This window comes from Christiangramia sabulilitoris, assembly GCF_007050985.1.
GTDB lineage: Bacteria > Bacteroidota > Bacteroidia > Flavobacteriales > Flavobacteriaceae > Christiangramia > Christiangramia sabulilitoris.
In genome coordinates this window covers 757392-779142 of the sequence record NZ_VHSF01000001.1, presented here as the reverse complement: position 1 = coordinate 779142, position 21751 = coordinate 757392, and the positions used below count along the sequence as shown (strand labels likewise).

The window sequence follows — 21751 nt, the reverse complement described above, 5'->3', positions numbered from 1 at the left end:
ATGTGTTTATTCAAATTTAACTATTTTCTTCAATTACAATAAGAGATTGACTCTGGACTTCAAGTATCTTATTAAAAAACTCCTTTAGAAAAGGATAATATTCTGCCGGATAACTTGGGTAGGCAAACTTTAACTGACAGGTTACCTGCACCATAGAATCATTGATCTGTGCCGCATTAAACCTGAGGATTCCTCCTTTTCCTGATAATCCAATATTCATTGCCTCGGGCAAACTGCTGACCTTAAATCCTTCTGGGATTTCTATAATGGCTGAATACATGTAGTAATCCTTATATCCAAAATCTATAGTATAGCTTCTTTTATCCTGTTTGAACGGATTCTCCTCAAAAAACCTGAAACTGAACGGGTTGTAATATATTTTATCTCCAATTTTCTGGCTCTTATTGTCCAGCTCATAGACTATTTCAAGGCTTTTAGAGGGATCATCATCGTTAATTACCTCGGTTTCCACCGCGAAGGTATTTTCATTGTAGTTCGAAAGTTCTTTAAATACAGCGTCTTTACTTATATCATCAAGCTTGTTACGGTAATTGTAGGCGTGGTAACCTTTTAAAACCTGATGGCTCATTCCATTGGAAGTTCCATCTAAATTCACTTTGATAGAATCCCGGTAAACGATGCTTGAATAGTCTTCTGGCCAGATATTAATCCAGCTGCTTCCCTGGTCAAAATCTATAAGCCGGGCATAACTATTTAAACCCCGAAAAGGCAGTCGGCCAAAATCCAGATTCTTTTCTGTAGCATCTAACAGATATTCCTTCCCATCAAGTTTTAGCTGAACAAAGAAGTAATTAAAATCACTCAAAACCGGGTGTACTTTAGTGGGAAAACCTTTTTCTCTGGTAGCAGACATGACGGGTAATACATCAAAACCTTCAGAAGAAAGCAGGTTGTGCAAAAGAACATTGATCCCAAGGACATTTCCTGTTTTGTCAGAAATTATATCCTTAAGGTCCATATCACCATAAATTCTATATTCTTCATTCCAGTTATACTCATTCTGGACGAACTGGTAGATTTTTTGAGCTTTATCCAACCCCAGAGGCAGGGAACTAATAGCAACTGGAAGTACACCTTCCACTAACCGGTCCTTTTTTAATTGTCTGCCTATGCTTTTATCTGTTTCCAGATCTTTGTCTACATCTTTCCATTCCCGGGTATACCTTCTTACCGTTCCATCGAGCCTGGTTATCTGTTTAAGTTCATACTCTATCATGCTTAAATAATTCTTACTGGTAGTAAGAAATTTTTCGCTGGTAAATGCAGGAATGTCTTTCATGGCAAAGACGGTTTCCACACAATCTGCCGGGGACGACGAGCCTCCAAAATCCATGCAGTTTCGCACAATACGGGAGGTGTCTTTTTCTAATTTGAGTTCACCGCGAATGGTGGTATAATATTCATAATTACCAGGGATCCTGGCCGTAAATTCTGAATAAGCTTTGGGGATATCTTCCTGGAATCTCCAGGTTGTAAAATCATAATAGAATGGAGAGATCAGGTCATAGGAATAAACCAAAACAGATCCTGCACTTATATTGGGGAAAGTAAACTTTTTTAAATCGTAGGTTTCGAATTCTTCGGTAAATACAGCTTCAGGATCCAGGTTAGTAATATCCATTTTTCCGTCTACCAGGTTATAGGTAGCAGCTTTCAGGTTTTTAATTTTTTCTGAAGTTCTATCGTTCTTTCCAACCGGGATTATAATATTCGCTTCTTCAAAACCATCCCTGTTTAAAATTTTGATCTTGGCTTCATAATTAGTTACCAGTTTAAAATCCTCCTCCACAGAAAAGTGACTATAGCCTTTCTCATAAATATAGTGGGCATTGGCTGTAGAATCCTTTTCATAAGAATTAGCTCTAAGATCAGCATAGGTAACCCTGGTATTTTGAGTATTTAATTTTGGATTCTGGGAGTTTAAGGATAAAGAAAATAAAAGAATGAGAGGATAGATAAATTTACTCATGAACTGATAGTTGGATAATTTTAAAGTTATGTTTTTTGCGTAAAAAACTTTGAATAATGTGTTGGGCGTCCCTGTTGCTATTCATGGGAGTGATTATAGACCTGATGATGTCCAGGTTATTTATCTGGTGGTTTAGATTAAAATATCCAATGCCTTTAAATTCTCCATCCTCTATCAATAAGGCACTTTTTTCATCTACTTCTCTTCCGCGACCTATGAGCAGCATATTCTGGTTTTCGTAGGAATATCTGCTTATAAGATTTTCTGCTCTCTCATTATATTCTTCCGGGCTTTCCTCTTCTATACAGGCCCCATAACAACTTTTGATAGTGTAGGCAAAACAATTGCCCTCACCGCCATGCAGACCGGAAAGCCTCTCGCATAATTGATATTCTTCCACCCATTTAGTCAGTGAATTTTTGGCAGATCTCAGCGAACTGAAGGTGGTAATGTTCTTTTGATTTTTATTTGCCCGGCCAATTTTGAAATTTAAATATCCATTCTCATCTCTGGAATGGTAAAGCGCATGGCTAAAAATATCTCGCTTTAAGGCGCGGTTGTATTTAGGTTTGATCTCTTTGATCTCCTGATTTTCTTTCAATAAGGCTACCAGCTCATTTCCCGTAAGCTCATAGGAAACCGAAGCTACCTTCTTTTGCATTTCCCTGGATTTGGGGTTTTCATTGGTAAAATGCTGGTTAACTCTTTTTCTTATATTTCTCGATTTTCCAACATAAATGATCTCACCATTCTCATCATGGAAATAATAGATACCGGTTTCTGAAGGTAATTCTTCAAGTATATAAACCAGTTTTGTGTCCAGATTACGCCTGGGTTCCTGGCGTACATGTTCTTTCAGGATAACTTTTTCAACATCTTTGTTAAGAAGCATTTTGAATAATTTGATGGTAGCCTGCGCATCTCCCGCAGCTCTATGCCTGTCACTTAAAGGAATACCTAATGATCTTACGAGTTTTCCTAAACTATAGGAGGGAAGACCCGGAATAAGTTTTTTGGATAGCTCTACCGTACAGAGACTTTTTCTTTCAAAATCGAAACCCAGTCTTCTAAATTCTGTACGCAGAATCCTGTAATCGAACTTTGAATTATGAGCCACCAGAATACAATCTTCAGTGATCTCTACAATGCGTTTCGCAATCTCATAAAATTTAGGAGCATTCCGCAGCATTTCATTGTTTATACCGGTTAAGTTCACCACAAAAGGCTGGATAGGTTGTTCCGGATTTATGAGGCTTATAAACTGGTCGGTTACCTGGCGGCCGTCGAACTTATATATTGCAATTTCGGTGATTCCTTCTTCATTATACTTGCCACCTGTGGTCTCTATGTCTAATATCGCGTACAAATAGTTCCTTCTTCGTTAATTATAATTTCGCGCCCCAAATATACTACTTCCAATCCTAACCATGGTACTTCCATGCTTTACAGCTATCTGATAATCACCGCTCATACCCATGGAAAGCTCCGTTAGGTCTGGAAACTGTTTTTTGAAATCGTCAAAAACTGATTTCAAATATTTAAATTCTGAACTAACCTGTTCTTGGTCGTCGGTAAAAGTAGCCATGCCCATTAAACCGATTACCCGTACATTTTCCATTTTTCCATAAGCTTCAGATTTCAGGATCTCTTTAGCTTCTTCTGCAGAAATTCCAAACTTTGAATCTTCCTCGGCGATTTTAATCTGCAATAAACAGTTGATCGTGCGTTCGTTCTGTTTGGCTCTTTTATTGATCTCTTTTAAAAGCTTAAGACTGTCTACCGCATGGATAAGGGAAACAAAAGGAGCCATATATTTTACCTTGTTGCGCTGAACATGCCCAACCATATGCCATTCTATATCCCCGGGAAGTGCTTCCCACTTATCGGTCATTTCCTGGATCTTATTTTCACCAAATATTCTTTGACCGGCACGATAGGCTTCCATGAGATCTTCGTTGGGCTTGGTCTTGGAAATCGCCACAAGCTTTACCTCATCTGGTAATTCGCCTTTATACTTTTTTATATTTTCAGAAATATCCATCCTTTATTTACTTTTCAATTCAGGATTCAATTAATTTTTGCGGGAAAGTGCAGTTCAAACTTAAAATCAAAATTCGTAGATCGTAAGACCGCTGCGCAATTTAGGCTCAATATAAGTACTTTTTGGCGGCATGGTAAGGTTTTCATCTGCAATTTGTTTGATTTCTTCAATCCCTGCCGGCATCATTCCAAATCCTACCCTGAATTCCCCGCTATCTATCCTGGTTTTCAATTCTATCAGGTCATTGCGTCCATGAATATAGGCAATACGTTTATCGTTTCTAAGATCTTTGATACCCAATATAGGTTTCAGGATCTTTTCAAAAAGTATATACGAATCGAGCTCACTTAAAGAATCGGTAAACTCATAATTGGTCTTCCGAAGATAAAGAGAGTAAAATTCCCCATCGAGATACATATTAAAATGATGCTTTTTTGAAGGCTTGTAAATTTCAGAACCGCGGTTTTCAATGCGAAACCATTCATCCAGCTTTATCAGGAATTCCTCTTTGGTGTGGGAATTAAGATCTTTAATTAACCTGCTGAATTCAAAGATGCGCAGATTACTTTCAGATATCAGGTAGCTCATAAAATAATTATAAGCTTCTTTTCCCGTGTGGTGGGGATTGTTCGCTTTGCTCTCCTTGGCCAGTAACCAGGAAGAAGCACTGCGGTGATGCCCGTCTGCGATATATAATTTATCCATCGCGGCAAACTGAGCTTTTATTTTAGAAATATTGTCTGGATCATCAATCAGCCACAGGGAATGAATTTCCTTGTTATAAGTAGCGAACTCATATTCAGGACGGGACTTCATCCTTTCTTCCAGCAGCTCATTAATAATAGCATCATCTGGATAAGTAAGCAAAACCGGCTCTGTGTTGAAACCTACAACTTTCAGGTATTCCTTGAAAAGTTCTTCCCGGTGAGCGATAGTATCCTCATGCCGGCGGATAACGTCCTTTTCATAATCCTCAACGCTGGTGGCGGCAATGATTCCGCAACAGGATGCTTCCCTGGTCTTAATATTATAGATATAATAACAGGCTTGCTCATCCTGGATAAAGGTTTTTTCCTCTTTGAATTCCAGGTAACGGTTCTTTACCATTCCAAAGCGCTTTTCACCGCCTATCTCATGCTGAAATTTATATCCAGGATTTATGATATGCAGAAAGGAATAGGGATTAAACTCGAGCTGTGCCCTTAGTTCTGCTTCGCTATAATCTTCATAGGAACGGGAAGCAACCAGCCCTGCGTAGGCAGGAGCTGGTCTTACGGCTTTAAAGGGAATTATTTTGGTCAAATTTTATACTATGCGTTTAAAGTGATTTCTCCCTGTGATCGAAATGACAATTCTTAGATCATCTTTGACGACACGATAAATCTCAATACTTGAGTCTAACTGCTAAACTGAGCAGAAACCTTTTCTGCTTTTTTGTTTTCAGAATAGTCGTAGAAGCCTTCTCCAGATTTAACCCCGATCTTACCTGCTCTCACCATATTGGTCAAAAGCGGACACGGAGCGTATTTTGGATTTTTAAATCCTTCATGCATCACTTCCAGGATAGAATGACAAACATCAAGACCAATAAAATCTGCCAGCTGCAGAGGACCCATTGGGTGAGCCATGCCCAGTTTCATTACGGTGTCTATCTCATATACTCCGGCAACCCCGTTATATAAAGTCTCAATTGCCTCATTGATCATAGGCATCAGGATCCTGTTTGCAACAAACCCGGGGTAATCATTTACTTCCACCGGTACCTTGTTCAGCTTTTCTGAAAGTTCCATGATAGTTTTGGTTACTTCGTCACTGGTGTTATAACCACGGATGATCTCCACAAGTTTCATCACCGGCACCGGGTTCATAAAATGCATCCCGATCACTCTCTCCGGGTTTGAAACCACAGAAGCGATCTGGGTAATTGAAATTGAAGATGTATTACTTGCTAATATGGTATCTTCGGCAGTGTTTTGGTCCAGGTGTCTGAAGATCTTCAGCTTAAGTTCAGTATTTTCTGTAGCCGCTTCCACCACCAGGCTGGCATATTCCACTCCTTCAGAAATATCTGTGTAGGTTGTGATATTGTCCAGTGTTTCCTGCTTCTGCTCTTCGCTGATCTTTTCCCTGGCTACCATACGATCCAGGTTTTTTGAAATGGTATCCATTCCTTTTTTCAGGCTATCTTCAGAAATATCTATTAATTGAACTTTGTAACCGTTCTGGGCGAAGGTATGGGCGATTCCGTTACCCATGGTTCCGGCACCTATTACTGCAATGTTTTTCATTTTATTGGTTTTTCAGAAATTTCAACTTGACGTCATCCTGAACTTGTTTCAGGATCTCTTGGGATGCCAAAATTAGGAGTAAGACGAAATGGTTAGGAAATTCCCGGTTAATATTACACATTAAAATTAGCTATCACCTGGTTAGCTACCTGGAGTGCTTTTGCACCCTGTTCCATGGTAACTACCGGTTCTTTATCATTATTTATAGCATCGGCAAAACTTTCCAGTTCCTCCAGAATGGCATTGTTTGGAGAAACATCAGGATTGTCGAAATAGATCTGTTTTTTTATTCCTTCGGCATTCTGAAGGATCATAGCGTAATCATCAGGATTTTCCGGGGCGTCTTTCATTTTCACCACTTCACATTTCTTTTCTAGAAAATCTACTGAAATGTAAGCGTCCCGCTGAAAAAAACGTGATTTACGCATGTTTTTCATAGAAATACGGCTGGCGGTGAGATTAGCCACGCAGCCATTTTCGAACTCTATACGGGCATTGGCAATATCTGGAGTGTCACTAATCACCGATACTCCGCTGGCATTGATCTTTTTTACCTCAGATTTCACCACGCTTAAAACTGCATCGATATCATGGATCATAAGATCCAGGACTACCGGAACATCGGTTCCCCGGGGATTAAATTCCGCAAGTCGGTGAGCTTCGATAAACATCGGGTTTTCAATGCGATCTGCCACTGCCTGAAATGCCGGGTTGAATCTTTCAACGTGACCTACCTGGCCTTTAACCCCATGCTTTTTGGCCAGTTCAATCAGTATTTTTGCCTCCTCATAAGTATTGGTAATTGGCTTTTCTATAAAGAGATGTTTGCCGGCTGCGATAACCTTTTTGGCGACCTCAAAATGAGCCAGGGTGGGAGTGACCACATCTATCATGTCTACTGCCGCAATAAGTTCATCGAGATCATCGAACATTTTATAACCAAATTCCGAAGCTATCTTTTCGGCATTTTCCCTGTTTGCATCATAGAACCCTATGAGTTCATATTCTTCAGACTGGTTTAAAAGTTTCAGATGAATTTTGCCGAGGTGACCTGCACCCAGAACTCCTGCTTTCAGCATATTTTTTGCATTTTTCACAAAAATAGCATTTTGATATTAAATACTTTATAAAAACCGGCCAAATCCCTGCGGTCATTTGCTTGGGATAAATCAGCTTGTTTACCTAATTTTATAGCCTTATTAAAGCAGAGAAAACTTGAAGGATACTTACAGACATCAGGGGAAACGGCAACAGTTGGTGCGCACAGTTAAGAAAAAGGGCATCACCGATGAAAAGGTACTTGCGGCTATAGGAAAGATACCCCGCCATCTCTTTATGGACAGTAGCTTCGAAGATCACGCATATCAGGATAAGGCTTTTCCTATTGCTGCCGATCAAACAATTTCGCAGCCTTATACCGTGGCTTTCCAGTCGCAGCTATTGGAGATCCAGAAAGGAGACAAGGTACTGGAGGTAGGAACAGGAAGTGGCTATCAAACAGCCGTTCTCTGCGAATTGGGAGCAAAGGTGTATAGTATAGAACGGCAAAGGGAGCTTTATAAAAAGACGAAAACCTTTCTGTCAAAACTTGGCTATCGCCCTAAATATCTCAGCTTTGGTGATGGTTATAAGGGCATACCCGAATATGCGCCCTATGAGAAGATCATTGTTACCGCGGGAGCTCCTGAGGTTCCTAAAGACCTGCTCAGCCAGTTGAAAGTTGGAGGACGTCTGGTGATCCCGGTGGGGCGTAAAGTACAAACCATGACCCTTTTTGTTCGAAAATCAAATAAGGAATTCGACAAAACCGAATATGGAGCTTTTAGGTTTGTGCCCCTGCTGGAAGATAAAAACTAAATAGGAAGTACGAATTATGCAATAGGAACGCCGAAGTTTTTATTTCGAACTATCAATTTCTTACATCTCAATACTAACTACAAGTAACAAAAAAGCCCCGTTAGAAAACGAGGCCCTGTTTTTATAATTTCACCGGAATTATTTACCGGCAGTGGCGTTATTATCTGCTTTATCTACCACAAGTCTCGCATCACGATTAGCGATTTCCCAGGCAGTAAGGAATACCAGCCTCGCTCTTTTAGCCAGTAGTTCATATTCGATCTTGTCTGGAGTATCTGTTGGTTTGTGATAATCAGCGTGAGTTCCGTTAAAGTAAAATATAATTGGAATATTGTTTTTAGCGAAGTTATAATGGTCACTTCTGTAATAGAAACGGTTTGGATCATTTTCATCATTATACTTATAATCCAGGTCCATATTTATATATTTTTCATTCACAGATTCACTTAGATTATGCAGATCTGTACTTAGTTTATCACTACCAATTAGGTAAACATAATTATCATTGGCTTCGTGAGCAGGATCTTTTCGGCCAATCATATCAATGTTGAGATTCACTACCGTATTAGCTAATGGAAAAATAGGCTCATCTGTATAGAATTTTGAACCTACCAGACCTTTTTCTTCCCCGGTTACATTCAGGAAAAGTATAGATCTTTTAGGAGTATATCCGTCTTTTTTAGCTTTCACGAAAGCTTCTGCAATTTCAAGAACCCCAACGGTTCCAGATCCATCGTCATCGGCACCATTATAGATATTCCCGGCCTCGTCTACACCAACATGATCATAATGAGAAGAGATGACCAGTATTTCTTCAGGTTTCTCTGATCCTTCAAGGAAAGCCACCACATTCTCCGTAGGCTTTACATTTCCTCTTTTAAAATAGCTTACAGGTACTTCCTGATAGTAATCGTCTCCTCCCAGGGGTGAAGGAAGATTCAGACTTTTATATTCATTCTTTAAATATTCTGCAGCTTTTTTCTGTCCTGGTTCCCCTGTCTCACGCCCTTCAAATTCATCACTGGCAAATATATAAAGGTGTTCTTTTAGTTCTTCAGCCGTGATGGTGTTCGCATATTCCATAGGATCTGCGTTTTCAACTTTCCCATTCTGGGCACTGCATGATAAAAGGATGGCCGGAAGGACCACTAATAATATTTTTTTCATTCTAAATATGGATTTAAGCATTTGCCGCCAAGATAGCGGTTTTGGTACTAATTTATTATAAGAGCATCATAAATATAGACTCTTATGATGCAGGATAGTTTAATTTTGATGTAAGTAAATTTTCGTGGATAGATTTAAGTAGAAAGTTTAAAATGGAAACTATCTGATTATGAAAGCGATAAAAATTACTTCAAAAAAGTTATAGATTTAGTTGTGGAAAATAGAAAAAGCGTCTTATATTTGCACCCGCATTCAGCAAATAGCTGATGAGGCACTCAGGAGAAATGGCAGAGTGGTCGAATGCGGCAGTCTTGAAAACTGTTGAGGGTCACACCTCCGGGGGTTCGAATCCCTCTTTCTCCGCTTAAATTAAATGCTTCACCCAAAGGGTGGAGCATTTTTGTTTTATAAAGGTTTGAGTTAACTCAGAAATCTGAAATAAAACAAAAATGATCCAGGTCGCACAGCGCCCTGAAGAGTTTAATTTAAGTTTTGGTTCCCCCTCCCGGGATCAACGCAGTTAATCCCCAGAGATCATTCACTGCGCTAGCGCTTCATTCAGAATGACAGTATCTTTAAGGGGTAAGATATCTTTGCTGATTCCCCCCCCCTCCTGGATCAACGCAGTTAATCCTCAGAGATTCTTCACTACGCTAATGCTTCATTCAGAATGACAGTATCCCTAAGGGGTAAGATATCTTTACCGGATCCTCTTCCCAGGCTCAAAGCAGTTAATCTATTATAGGTGCTTCGCTTCATTCAGAATGACAGGATCATGACGATTAAAGTTTTCTTTGCAGGTTCCTGCCAATATTTGATACCAATTAAGTTGATCTAAGAACTTATATTTCCGTAACTTATTGATATGCATTTTTTTAAATTATGGTACGGAAAATCATCTATATCTCTCTAATTGCCAGTTTGATGATTTACTGTTCTTCAGATGACTCCGAAGAACTATTAATTACTGTAGATATTGAGCAAGGTTTATTAGGGGAGTGGCATGTAGAAAGTGATTGCCACAGGACGCATATCTGGACATTTTATGATGACGGCAGATTTGGTTATACCTTTAACAATACCACGAATATTGGTAGTTATTCTCTTTCAGAAAGAAATTTAACTACCAGAGGTTTTAATGATATTGGAGGTGGCGAAAATAATTATACAATTATGGTCTTGACTCAGGAAAGATTAGAATTAGATGATAAAGCTGATTTTGGTATAGATTATAAACTGGTGAGAACTTGTGATTAAACTCATAAAACAAAGCAGATATCAAATTCATTCAAGTTTTATAATGAGATTAATACAGTAAATCTCTAATAGATTCTTGACTACACTTTCGCTTCGTTCAGAATAACAGGATAAGGATGTTTGGAGATTTCTTCGCTGGTTCCCCTTCCGCCAAACTATCCATGAATTTTCTAATAGGTGTAATTTTTATCTAATCTTTTACAAAGATCATACAATGTTGCCAGGGCAGATTAGCGATATTTTCTTTTAGCCTGAATCCGTTTGCCTTAAACTCTTTTACAGCCTGGGCCTCGGTCATTTTATGAAGTTTTTTGATGGGTATGGATGCATCTTCTCCGCGATATTCAACAAGGTAGATCTCTCCGTCATTTCGCAGGGCGCTATGCATAGAGGTAAGCATTTCAACGGGATAACTAAATTCGTGATATACATCGACCAGGAGCATTTTGTCTACAGAGTTCGCCGGCAGGTTCACGCTTTTTTCTGATCCCTTTATTATTTTGATGTTATCGACTTTCTCTTTCTTTTTGCTCTCCCGGATGGCTTGCAGCATTTTCGGTTGAATGTCTACTGCATATACCAGGCCATCCTTAGCCAGAGGCGCAATTTTAAAAACATGATAACCTGAGCCTGCACCAATATCTGAAATGGTATCACCAGATAAAATATTCATATTCTCGATTAGTCTGCTGGTATTCTCTTCTTTCTCTCTTTCCGGACGTTCCAGCCAATTGATCCCCTGGTAACCCATCACGTGGGAGATCTCCCGGCCTTTATACCATTTACCCGTACCATCAAAACTACCGGGCTTAAACACATAATTTTCATTGGCGGTTTCCGTTTGCCCTTTACACTGGATAAAACATACTGCGAACACTACCAGAAAAATAGAATATATAGATTTGTTCATGATATTATATTGAATATCATAAAGTTAAGAAAAGACAGTCTTACCAGGCTGTTTATTTGAAAATTACCGGAACAGATAAATTAAATCAGGTGATTTTAAAAAGAAAATTAAGAAAGAATGAAGTGGAAAAGGCCTCAACAGGATATTAAGACAAAAAGATTAGAGAAGTGACCGCTAAATTAGCCTGGAAAAATATATTACAACCCTACTTATAAAATATAATTCCTCAGCAATCCAGTGCGGATATAGCCGCCACTAGCTCTAATTTTTCATAAAAGTAAAACTAAACTTCAAGTCAGGGCAGGCCATTTAGTAACCGTATGGAAATTATAAGTAACCGTAATAATTTGTTAAATTTTCAACCTAATATTTACAGAAGTACCCTTATTTTTTTCTGATCTTACCTGGATCGCTTCGGCAACATTATAACCTAATATGGCTAGCCTTTCTTTAACCAGACTTACCCCTTTGGAGCTATGAAGGCTGTTTTTAGATTCAGAGGAAAAACCAATCCCGTTATCACAGATCTTGCATAAGAGGGTATTTTGATCCTCCAGGTTAAAAGAAACTTTTAATGTCGGATTTTCAAGTCCGTTCGGGAAAGCATGCACAAAGACATTTTCCACGAAAGTTTGTAGAATCATCGTGGGAATCTCAATTTCATAGGTGTCTATCTCCGGATCAATTTCCATTAAGACCTTTATTTTGTTATTGAATCGGGTATTTTCAACACGAATATAGGATTGTAAATATTCAATTTCCTGGATAAGCAGAATGGTGGGTTTTGTACAGTGATCCAGGTTTAACCTGATTAATTTTGCAAAATCTCCCAGGAACATGGTAGCGTTGTCTATGTCGCTGTCCATAATATAGTTCTGGATAGAATTCATGGCATTGAAAATAAAATGGGGATTCATCTGGGCTAGTAAAGCCTCCATTTTAGTCTCTTCAAAACGCTTTTGAATCAGTCTTTTTTGGGCTTCAAATTTTTTAGTCTGTCTTATCTGGTGTTGATATATCAGGGTGATGCCGCTTAGCAGGATGATGACAAGCAGCAGGGAGAACCACCAGGTTTTCCAGTATGGGGGAAGAATTGAAAACTGAATCAAGGATCCCGTATAGTTTAAGCCCGTACTATTATCCAGTACTTTTACATCTATCTCGTAGTTCCTGGATGGGAGAAAGGGAAGAAATATTTCAGGTTTTTCGGAGGGAAGGCTCCAGTCCTCCTCTTTATTCAGGCGATATTGATAACTTAATTTATTGGGATAAGGGTGGGCGTTGGTACTAAAATTAAGCAAAACCGTATTTTCATTATAAGGCAGGCTTAAAACTCCATCCTTTTTATATTGCTTCGGAAGTTGATTATTATTAATAAAAATTTCCTTTAGCCTGAGATCATTAATTAAAGTATTCGAAGCTATCACTTTGGCAATATCAATAAAGTAAAATCCGTCTGCACTTCCTATAATTAAATTCTCACCCTGTATTTCGGCACTGAACAGGGGTTGCTGAAGGCCCTGCTCTGCATTCATAAAAATCTGACGGCCATCTTTGATGATTGTTAAACCTTTTTCGGTCCCGATCAATAAAATTCCATGTATGCTTTTTAAAAATGAAATAGTATTACCTTCAATATCTGCTCGTGGAATTTTCTGAAGCACTTCAAATTTTTCATCATCCTTTACTATAAAAACATCTCCAAATTCATTGGATATGGCCAGTTTATCATCTATTGGCGTTATATGTCTTAGTTTATTTTCTTTCCAGATATCTTCAGCTACATAGGAAATAAATTTATTCCCGTTCCACCGATATAATCCTGAAAAAACAGATAATAAATAAGTTTTATCCCTGTTGAGCAAACTGTTCACTACCAGGGTGGGAGTACTGGTGGAATCTTTACGGAAGTAGATATATTCAAAATCATCCAGATCTTTATAGACCCTCACTCCGCCATAGGGATGGGTCTCAACAAGTTCCCCTTTTGTAGTGAAGTTGATTTCTTCAGAATGTAGCGGCAAATACCTGACTAAATTCCCGGAGTCGTTTATCGCAAATATTCCAATATTCGTATTTAACCAGTAATTATTCCGGTTAGCTTTTATATCATAAAAGTCTATGTTCTTTGCCTCAATTGAAAAGTCTAATTCATAAAAATCGATTTCAGATCTTGGTTCAGGCAGCTTATTTCTTTTTAAATAATCCTGCTGCCATTTCTTTAACTGGGCTAAGCTTATGGAAATTGGTCGCTTCGCATTCTCTATAAGAATACTATTATCCAGTAATATCCCGTTGGTATGATCTGTTCTAGCGAAACCAAGAACTTTCTGGCCTTCTATTTTGTGAAATTTTATTTGTGGATCCAGGCTCACTTCATACATACCTGAATCTCTTGAGCCCACATACAGTTTTTCGAACCTGTTATCGTAGGCAAGAGAGATCACCTCATTACTGGGAATATTAAAATCTGCCGCTCTTGAAATTAATTCTCCATTAACTATTTCATATATGCCTCCACTGTTATCATATATTCCCCAGGCAGCAGCGAAAATTTTATTTTTTCTGGTTTCCGCAAAATCCCAGATAATAGATTGCCCTGATTTGTTAGGTATACACGGGTCTTTTTTTCTGAGGAAATCTTCTATTGTGGTTTTGGCGTAAAATCCCTTGTGGCTGCTATAAATACTATCATTTCTTTTTAATACGGAATAGAGATTCTTATGGTCTTTAATCCTGTTGAGTTTTATTTGGTCATTCTCTTCCCTGATCTCAAAAACCCCGTAATTATAAACGATAGCATAAACCTGAGCCTTATATTCAAAAAAATCCAGGATCCTGAAGAGTTCATCTCCTTCCGGGATTTCGGGTGAGCTTACCTTGAAGGTATTTATATCTATTACAGATACCCCATCACTGGTGCCTACGAAAACTTTATCACCAGAGCTATATAATTTGGTTACCTCGTTGTGAACAAGACCTTCTTCCCTGGAGATAATTTTAAAACCAGTCCCGTCGTAAATACTCAGGCCCTTCCCGTAACTTCCAAACCATAGTTTTTGATTACTATCCTCTGCAATAGCCCAGCAACTGTTAAGGGCAAGACCATCCTCTTCAAAGAAGTAATTGAAAACATCATTTTCCTTTTTTACGATGCCATTATCTGTCCCTATCCACAGAATATTATTGCTGTCTACCAGCAAAGATCTCACGGTATTATTGGGTAATTCGTTGGCTGCCGTATAATTTCTACCGGGATAGTTTTGAGAAAACGCCAGGTTTAGCCAAATAAGAATGAGGAAAAAGAGGCTAGTGGTTTTGTAAGATGGCATTTAAAAAATCTTCTTCTTTACGAAAAGAAACCGGCAGTTTCTCTCCATTTGTTAACTCAACTTCCTTATTCGCTTTATGATACCTCACCACAAAATTTAAATTGATCACAAAGCTTTTATGGATCCTTATAAAAGCTCCGGCAGGAAGTATTTCTTCAACATATTTCAAGGTTTTGGTTGCGGTCCTGGTAATACCGTCAATTTTTTTGATACAGCAATAATTGCTTTCTGCCTTGCAATAAAGGATCTGGTTGGAATGTATTAGTTCAAAACCTTCCACAGTGGGGAAAGCAATTTTACTAACCTTTTGATCGTTCACATTCAGGTTTTCCAGCAAGAGCGATAATTTCTTTTGAGCTGTACTGCCTTCATTTTTACACTCAAATCTTTTGATAGCTTCAGCAAGATCCAGATGATTAATAGGTTTAAGCAAATAATCCAGGGCTGAGCGTTTTATCGCTTTTATCGCGAATTGATTATAGGCTGTGGTAAAGATCACTTCAAAATTGATGGCCTCAAAATATTTGAATAATTCAAAACCATTCTTTTCAGGCATCTGTATATCCAGAAAAACCAGATCTGGTTCATATTGCCTTATGGCCTGCACTCCCGAGTCTACAGAATGACATTTCTCTACGATATTAAATTTATTGGGAAAATATCTTAACAGCGTCTTTTCCAGTAAATCCTGGGCGTTTACTTCGTCGTCTATAATGACTGCTTTTATCATAAAATAAAACTACATTTTTATCCTGAACCATAGATCCCGTCAGGGAATAAAATTATATACTCTACCGTGAGAAGTTCAAATTTTATATTTAAACTTTTCGAGGGTCTAAACCTAAGGCATTAAGAGGTAAGTACGCCTAAAAAAATGACTTTTTTGAGTTACTATGTATAATCTTAATCCTTCCTGCTTTTCTCCAGCTTCCTGTTTCCCAGTCTGAATTTTGTTTTTAGCTTTCGCTTTTTCTCTTTTGTATGGTTTTTATCCTGAACCAGCTGCAGGTAAAATTTTGCTCCTGAATTCTCAAAAGAAACTTTTTGCGGTAATTCATCGCCGTCGCGGCTTTTGAAAATATTATTCCAGGGCAGGGAGATCCAGATGTTTATATATTCCCCGATTTTCATTTGGCCTTCGATAAAAAGTTGCAGGGCAGTAGACTGTACCTGTGTCCTGGGGATCTCAATAATCCCGTCCACCACCTTGAAAGTTTGGGTTACAGGTCTGAATTGTAGTTTCTCAAAGCGTTCTTCACTGAATAGCTTCACATTTTCTATAATAGGCTTAAAATCATAGATAGCCATTTCCAAAAGTTCCACGGTGACAAATCCATTGAGGGTATTCATCTTTAAATTTCCTTCGCGGTCAAAAACACCGGTAAGGTCAAGATCCAGGTTTAAATTGCCCTCAATTTTCTCGGTTTCCTTAAGTTCTTTATAATTGAAATAATCAAGGTCTTTAACCAGTTCACCCAGGTCTATATCTTCGATTTCCATATCGATCTTCATGGGTAGACCCACTGGAGAAGCTACCCCCGCCTGGAGTAAAAGAGCTATCGAGCCATCATGATATTTAAGTTTGGTGTCTTCAATCCTTATCGCACCACTGTCATTAAAGCCTATTTCTGAAGTGAAATTTGAAACTGCGAGTTTTTTATGCACCAGGCTGTCTATGGCAATACTGGCCGAAGGAAAATAGGAGTTATTGAGATTGCGCAATATCTTTTTCAGGCTTTTAATTTCAAATTTCTTTTTGCCAGTACTATCCTTTTCCCTGGATCTAATGCCTATAAATTCTTCCACATCCTTGCTGTCCAGGTGAGGTGATCTTATTGTAAACCTGGACTGATGTGAATTACTCTCCTGCGTATTATTTACAAAATTCGAGAAATTATCTATCTCACCGGTAATACTTATAGAGCTTTTCCCCGGTAGATTGACTTCCAACAGGTCCAGCGTAGCCAGATTATTTTCGATCTCCAGATGAAGTCTGTCCACAGGAACCTGGATATCTATAGCGGTAATATCAACCATAGTAGTATCCAGCCTCAGGTCGCCACGCACTTCAGAATTTAAAACCTTGAGATCGCGGGCTTCTCCTTCATAACTCCCCGTAAATTCAAAATCGCCAGAGGTTAGATTAAAATTTACCGTTTTTAATAGTTCATTAAGGTCTTTAGATTTCCCGCTGGCTTCTGCCGAAAACCGGAAATTGAAAGGGTTTTGATCTGCCGCAGATTCCAACAGGTGATGTGCAGATAACATTCCTTTGATTACGGCCTTAGAATTCTTGTAGCGAATGCTCAGATCGTCCAGCTTCAGTATAGAGTCATTTTCAAAATAAACCCTTGCTGAAATATCTTCGGAAAGTAGATCCTGGTATTTCAAGGAATCTACTTTCAGAATGAATTCAGGGTCAAACTGATGTATATCTGCAAAAATTACGGCCAGTTCCCGGTTTTTAATGGGCTTGGAAGCGGAGTCTTTTTCCAGTGAATGCATGGTTTCCATCCATTGGTCGAGATCTATAAATGTAGATTCCACACCTAGCTTAACTCTACCTTTACTTTTAAGGTTATCCAGCAGGAAACCGGGAAATTCTGTTATGCTCCCCTGGATGGCGATAGGATGATTATCGTCTATTTCTATCTGGAAACGGTCCAGTACGATTTCGGCATTATGAACCCCTACTTTCATTGAATCAAGTTCAATATTCAGATCTGCCAGGGGATAATACAGGCGGGCATTTTTTAATTTAAGGTCACCATGGGCATTATTAAGCAGTTGTTCGAATTTCTGAATATTACCGGTGACTTTTCCCTTAAAATCAAATTCCCCTGAATTAATTTCCAGCAATTTGATCTTGAAAAGGTCCTGAAAAACCTGTAGTGGACCCGAGGTATTTGCCTCTACATCTATAAAAAGGGGTTCCCGGTATTTCTCTTTGGTACCTGGTATCTTCAGGCTGCCTTGCAGCTCTGTGAAAGCATTATTATAATTAAAGCCCAGCTTATTTAATTTAATGGTTTCTGAGTTGGTCAATTGTATATCTGCAGTAAGATCTCTGAGTCTGATGGAATCGTAAACCACTGATTTTAGACTCAGGCTGAAACTGGGCTGGAATTTATGATAGATAGTTGCCACAGTTTCGTGCAGGGTAGTTGTTCTGTTCTGTTGTTTTTCTGTTTCCGGGATAAATTCCATAGCGGTATTTATCAGCTGGTTAATATTCAGCTCTTCAGAATTCAGTGAGACCTCTACGATGGCGGGATCTTCAGGTTGGTCCATTAGCAGGGAAGATATATTCTTCACCTTTCCAGAAAATATAAGATGCTCACCGTTAGGGAGGTTAATTTTTAGTTTTTCCAGCGTGGAATTTTGATGATCAAGATTGATGTCTAATATCTCTACGGGCAATTGCAGGTTATTCTTTTGCAGGACTACCCTGGTGTTCTCTATACTAAAATCTCCGGTTGCATAGTCAAAGACTTGCTCAGGTTCAGAAATGTCCCCGCTAATATGGGTGTCCAGGGAAAAATCACCTCCAATAAAATCGAAATTACTGGTCTGCATTATTCTCGCCAGGGTTTCATTAGACCCAGACATCCTTAAGCGACCTTCAATGAAATTCAATGCCTCTGCGGTCGTCTGGTAATATGAGCTCGTCGCATCGATATTTAAATCCTGGAGCTTCCCACTTAATTCCTCAAAGAAAATTTTAATATCCTTCTTTCCCGGCTGCTTATAATTACCATCTTCATCGGTATAAATCAAATTTGTAAGATAGCCGTTGAAGAAAACGTCATTCACTTCAAGACTATCGTTGATACTTATCCTGTTCTTTTCAGTCGAAAATTCTCCCTGTACTACAGGAGTATCCCCGTATTTAAATTCTCCACTCAATTCAAGATTTGTTTCGATTGGGTTAAGTACGCTATATGGAGCTAGTTTAACAGATAAGCTTTGCGGTAACAAAGCCTTTAGTTCCTGGAAATCGGTTTCAGGATTGGAAAGATTAAAACTGTAGGAGTTGATTTTATTAAAATCAAATGCTGCTGAGGTTGAAAAGGTTTGCTGATCGATCTTTAAAGGAAATTCAGGAACATTCAGAATATTTGATTGCTGATTTAGCCTAAACTCCGGGTTTCCACTTACCAGAGCGCCATTTATATAGCTGCCTTTTTTGGTATTAAATCCAAGATCGTTAACCGTTACCTTGAAATTGAGATTTCCTGTTACCTGCTCATTCTGCGTTCTTATCTTTCCATTGGCGAGGTGGATTTCCAGATTAAAATACTTATTGAGCATAGTATCCCGGGAAACAAATTTCACATCTTTAAGGCGGAAATTCGTTCTTTCTGGGTGAATCCATGGTGGTAAAACAAGACCAGAAGTGGCATTAGACTGCCTCTTTTTTTTCAGAAGTATATAATTCAGCAAAGATTTATCAGATTCTACTTCGGTTTTGATACTGGCCTGGTCTATTTCAATATTTCTAAAACGTATATTCCCGGTCAAAAGATCTGTTGCGGAAATAGTAACCTGGGTGTTTTTGATAAATATTGCTGTTCTCTTATCCAGAATGGTGTCAAAACTGGTCTGGTAAATATTCTGAATAGTAAAACCCACGTTAGGAAAACCTTTTACAAAGGTAGCGTCTACTTTCCCGATCTCCAGGCTGCCGTTATTATTTTCGCGGTACCAGTCCTGTAACTCATCAATAAGCAGATCCCGGTTGAACCAGCCAATGGTAAATAGCAGCGTGGGAACCAGCAACAGGACCCCGAGAATAGCCGCAGCGCGTTTCAGCCATTTGAACTTTGATCTTTTCTTTTTAGAATCCGGGATTTCCAATCGTTTTATATTACAACCATGACAGGTAAAACTAAAAATTTTAACCCGTCAGGTATTCACAGTTACTAAGAAACAAAAAGTACCGGAATGGCCGGTACTTTTTTATAAAATTGAATTTGGTTTATGCTCTACATCTGGGTATTAATTACCTCGAAGGTAATAGGCAGCGTATAGACCACGCTGGCAGGTATATTACGCTGTTTCCCCGGCGTCATTCTGGGCAGTAGTTTGATCACTCGTTCTGCTTCCTGTTCCAGTACCCTGTGTGGTCCTCTTACCTGTATGTTGCTTACCAGCCCTTTTTCGTTGATCCGGAATACTACATAGATCTTATTGATCCCATACAGATTAAGCTGCGCGCCCAAATCGGTATTAAATTCCCTATGGATAAATTCATCGATTTTTGAAGACATACAATTCTTCCTGCTTTGATTATCAGTAAATTTCTCACAGCCGGGAAAAATTGGCACATCTTCAATTAGAACAAAAGGTACTTCTTCCACTGTTTCCTCCAGCTCTTCTTCTACGATCTGGGCAACTTCTATTACTTCTATTCTTTCCTCAAGATTAGACTCGGTAGACTGGATCTCTGTTTCTTCCACATCAAGATCATTTTCTATCACTTCGATCACCTCTGGAACCGCGGGTGGAGGAGGTGGAGGTGGAGGCAGGTCTTTTATTGCGGTAACGGGAATATCTTCCTGCTCTATCTCTGGCATTAAAATTTCGTAGGCCTGGGACGGATCATTTTCTACGAACTTCCATTCAATTCCAATATAAATGATGCCCAGAATGATGATTAAACCTATCTGGAAGAATATGAAACTATTCCGGCTTAGATCTGCTTTTGGATTATTCTTGACTTGCATGACTTGATTTTTTAAGAGTCATTATTAATTTATCCAGAAGTTACTTCCAGATCTCAAGAAAAAATATGACGAAAATCATCCCAGGCTATTTTCAATATGTTTTGGAGTATGCTATGCCGTTTTATAATGCTGAAGTATTTCAGAAAATTTAAAAAAAAGGGATGATAGCCTTAGGCCGAGCAAGGGTGCCTTGCGCATTGACAGATCACTTTTTCACTAACATTCTTTCTTTATCATAGTGTTTTACCCAATCAAAACTTTTTGTGATAAGATCTTTTTTATTGGTTTTTACAAACTCAAGGTAAGCTGCAGCGGCTGGAGACAGCTTCTTGGATTTGAGCCATACCAGATTCCAGGTGGTATGTATAGGCAGACCTTTGATAGGAGTAATATGAAGGTCTTCGTTTTTAAGTTCATTCTTAATACCAATTAAAGGCATGATAGAAAATCCCAGTCCTGAAACCACAGCTTGTTTTACTGCCTCGTTAGACATCAGTTCGATCTTTTTTCTAATAGAAAGTTTATTTTTCGTGATAAATCTCTCCATGGCGTTTCTGGTCGCCGAACCCTGCTCCCTGTAGATAAGCGGAAGGTTCTCAAATATCTTTTTCCTGGTGGCATTTTTCGCAAATTCTAATTTTTCGCTTCCCACAAGAAACAGGCTATTGGGCATCAGGGGAACGGTGTTGATTTTCAGCTTTTTTGGCAGTACAGATACCAGGGCAAAATCTACTTCATTTAGTTCCAGGCTTCTTACCACCCTGGCTTTATTGGTCACCTCCATGGCCAGTTCCACCCCCTCATTGCGTTTCATGAATTCAGCAAGGAAATAAGGCATCACATATTTCCCGGTGGAAACCACGGCGATCTTAAGCAGTCCGGTGATCTCTCCCTGGAAGGCCATAGTTTTATAATTTATGGCATATACCTCGTTGATGATTCTCTCTGCAGCCTTGGCGATTTCTTTGCCGAAATCTGTGATATACAATTTCCTGCCGGTAACTTCTGTAAGGGGAATGGGGAATTGATCCTGAAATTTTTTCAGCTGAATGGATACCGCCGGCTGGGTAAGGTGTAGCTCTTCTGAAGCCTTGGTAATACTCTTAAGCTGGGTAATTTTCAAAAAGATCTGAAGCTGGTGCAGGGTATAGTTCATAAATAATGTTTATGTAAAGCATAACGA

The 21751-nt window shown here is 38.9% G+C and carries 15 protein-coding genes and 1 tRNA gene; 3 read left to right on the top strand and 13 right to left on the bottom strand.

Features of this window, described 5'->3' with window-relative positions; all coding sequences use genetic code 11:
- Window positions 1-16 precede the first annotated feature (16 nt).
- From FGM01_RS03630 to FGM01_RS03605, 6 genes are all read right to left on the bottom strand, one after another.
- Window positions 17-1990: a DUF3857 domain-containing protein gene (locus FGM01_RS03630; protein WP_143409770.1), complete on the bottom strand. Its 1974-nt coding sequence runs from the start codon at window positions 1988-1990 to the stop codon at window positions 17-19.
- Window positions 1983-3356, bottom strand: a complete 1374-nt coding sequence (locus FGM01_RS03625; protein ID WP_143409769.1) for an exonuclease domain-containing protein — start codon at window positions 3354-3356, stop codon at window positions 1983-1985. The genes FGM01_RS03630 and FGM01_RS03625 overlap by 8 nt, the downstream gene beginning before the upstream one ends.
- Before the next feature lie 15 nt (window positions 3357-3371).
- The gene (locus FGM01_RS03620) at window positions 3372-4031 is read right to left on the bottom strand and encodes a YggS family pyridoxal phosphate-dependent enzyme (RefSeq protein WP_143409768.1); all 660 of its coding nucleotides are present in this window, start codon (window positions 4029-4031) and stop codon (window positions 3372-3374) included.
- Window positions 4032-4097: 66 nt separating this feature from the next.
- The gene (locus FGM01_RS03615) at window positions 4098-5333 is read right to left on the bottom strand and encodes a DUF1015 domain-containing protein (protein ID WP_143409767.1); all 1236 of its coding nucleotides are present in this window, start codon (window positions 5331-5333) and stop codon (window positions 4098-4100) included.
- Between the two features lie 95 nt (window positions 5334-5428).
- On the bottom strand, window positions 5429-6319 hold the full coding sequence (locus FGM01_RS03610; protein ID WP_143409766.1) for a 3-hydroxyacyl-CoA dehydrogenase family protein: 891 nt from the start codon (window positions 6317-6319) through the stop codon (window positions 5429-5431).
- A gap of 113 nt (window positions 6320-6432) precedes the next feature.
- Entirely contained in the window at window positions 6433-7398 is a 966-nt protein-coding gene (locus tag FGM01_RS03605; protein ID WP_143410337.1) for a Gfo/Idh/MocA family protein, read from the bottom strand.
- 136 nt (window positions 7399-7534) lie between these two features.
- Between FGM01_RS03605 and FGM01_RS03600 the strand changes: the two genes are divergently transcribed.
- The gene (locus FGM01_RS03600; protein WP_143409765.1) at window positions 7535-8176 is read left to right on the top strand and encodes a protein-L-isoaspartate(D-aspartate) O-methyltransferase; all 642 of its coding nucleotides are present in this window, start codon (window positions 7535-7537) and stop codon (window positions 8174-8176) included.
- Window positions 8177-8314: 138 nt separating this feature from the next.
- Here FGM01_RS03600 and FGM01_RS03595 read toward each other — a convergent pair whose 3' ends face one another.
- Window positions 8315-9343, bottom strand: a complete 1029-nt coding sequence (locus FGM01_RS03595; protein WP_143409764.1) for a M28 family peptidase — start codon at window positions 9341-9343, stop codon at window positions 8315-8317.
- Window positions 9344-9621: 278 nt separating this feature from the next.
- Here FGM01_RS03595 and FGM01_RS03590 point away from each other — a divergent pair.
- A tRNA-Ser gene (locus FGM01_RS03590) sits at window positions 9622-9706 on the top strand.
- Window positions 9707-10225: 519 nt separating this feature from the next.
- Complete coding sequence (locus FGM01_RS03585; protein WP_143409763.1) at window positions 10226-10600, top strand: lipocalin family protein; 375 nt, start codon at window positions 10226-10228, stop codon at window positions 10598-10600.
- 190 nt (window positions 10601-10790) lie between these two features.
- Here the strand turns inward: FGM01_RS03585 and FGM01_RS03580 are convergent, their stop codons facing one another.
- The 6 genes from FGM01_RS03580 to FGM01_RS03555 form a co-directional block, all read right to left on the bottom strand.
- Window positions 10791-11510: a class I SAM-dependent methyltransferase gene (locus FGM01_RS03580; RefSeq protein ID WP_143409762.1), complete on the bottom strand. Its 720-nt coding sequence runs from the start codon at window positions 11508-11510 to the stop codon at window positions 10791-10793.
- 350 nt (window positions 11511-11860) lie between these two features.
- A complete protein-coding gene (locus FGM01_RS03575; protein ID WP_143409761.1) occupies window positions 11861-14842 on the bottom strand; it encodes a sensor histidine kinase in 2982 nt (993 codons plus the stop codon).
- Entirely contained in the window at window positions 14820-15572 is a 753-nt protein-coding gene (locus FGM01_RS03570) for a LytR/AlgR family response regulator transcription factor (protein ID WP_143409760.1), read from the bottom strand. Before FGM01_RS03570 ends, FGM01_RS03575 begins: the two co-directional genes overlap by 23 nt.
- A gap of 173 nt (window positions 15573-15745) precedes the next feature.
- Window positions 15746-19699 (bottom strand): AsmA family protein, encoded by a 3954-nt coding sequence (locus FGM01_RS03565; protein ID WP_143409759.1) that lies wholly within the window; start codon window positions 19697-19699, stop codon window positions 15746-15748.
- A gap of 128 nt (window positions 19700-19827) precedes the next feature.
- Window positions 19828-20568: an energy transducer TonB gene (locus FGM01_RS03560; protein ID WP_143409758.1), complete on the bottom strand. Its 741-nt coding sequence runs from the start codon at window positions 20566-20568 to the stop codon at window positions 19828-19830.
- 205 nt (window positions 20569-20773) lie between these two features.
- A complete protein-coding gene (locus tag FGM01_RS03555; protein ID WP_143409757.1) occupies window positions 20774-21724 on the bottom strand; it encodes a LysR family transcriptional regulator in 951 nt (316 codons plus the stop codon).
- Window positions 21725-21751: the final 27 nt, after the last annotated feature.

Excerpts from the sequence above, each read along its gene's own strand:
- FGM01_RS03610 (WP_143409766.1), bottom strand. The coding sequence starts at position 6,319 with ATGAAAAACATTGCAGTAATAGGTGCCGGAACCATGGGTAACGGAATC.
- FGM01_RS03575 (WP_143409761.1), bottom strand. The coding sequence starts at position 14,842 with ATGCCATCTTACAAAACCACTAGCCTCTTTTTCCTCATTCTTATTTGG.
- FGM01_RS03570 (WP_143409760.1), bottom strand. The coding sequence starts at position 15,572 with ATGATAAAAGCAGTCATTATAGACGACGAAGTAAACGCCCAGGATTTA.
- FGM01_RS03595 (WP_143409764.1), bottom strand. The coding sequence starts at position 9,343 with ATGAAAAAAATATTATTAGTGGTCCTTCCGGCCATCCTTTTATCATGC.
- FGM01_RS03630 (WP_143409770.1), bottom strand. The coding sequence starts at position 1,990 with ATGAGTAAATTTATCTATCCTCTCATTCTTTTATTTTCTTTATCCTTA.
- FGM01_RS03605 (WP_143410337.1), bottom strand. The coding sequence starts at position 7,398 with ATGCTGAAAGCAGGAGTTCTGGGTGCAGGTCACCTCGGCAAAATTCAT.
- FGM01_RS03620 (WP_143409768.1), bottom strand. The coding sequence starts at position 4,031 with ATGGATATTTCTGAAAATATAAAAAAGTATAAAGGCGAATTACCAGAT.
- FGM01_RS03555 (WP_143409757.1), bottom strand. The coding sequence starts at position 21,724 with ATGAACTATACCCTGCACCAGCTTCAGATCTTTTTGAAAATTACCCAG.
- FGM01_RS03580 (WP_143409762.1), bottom strand. The coding sequence starts at position 11,510 with ATGAACAAATCTATATATTCTATTTTTCTGGTAGTGTTCGCAGTATGT.
- FGM01_RS03585 (WP_143409763.1), top strand. The coding sequence starts at position 10,226 with ATGGTACGGAAAATCATCTATATCTCTCTAATTGCCAGTTTGATGATT.
- FGM01_RS03560 (WP_143409758.1), bottom strand. The coding sequence starts at position 20,568 with ATGCAAGTCAAGAATAATCCAAAAGCAGATCTAAGCCGGAATAGTTTC.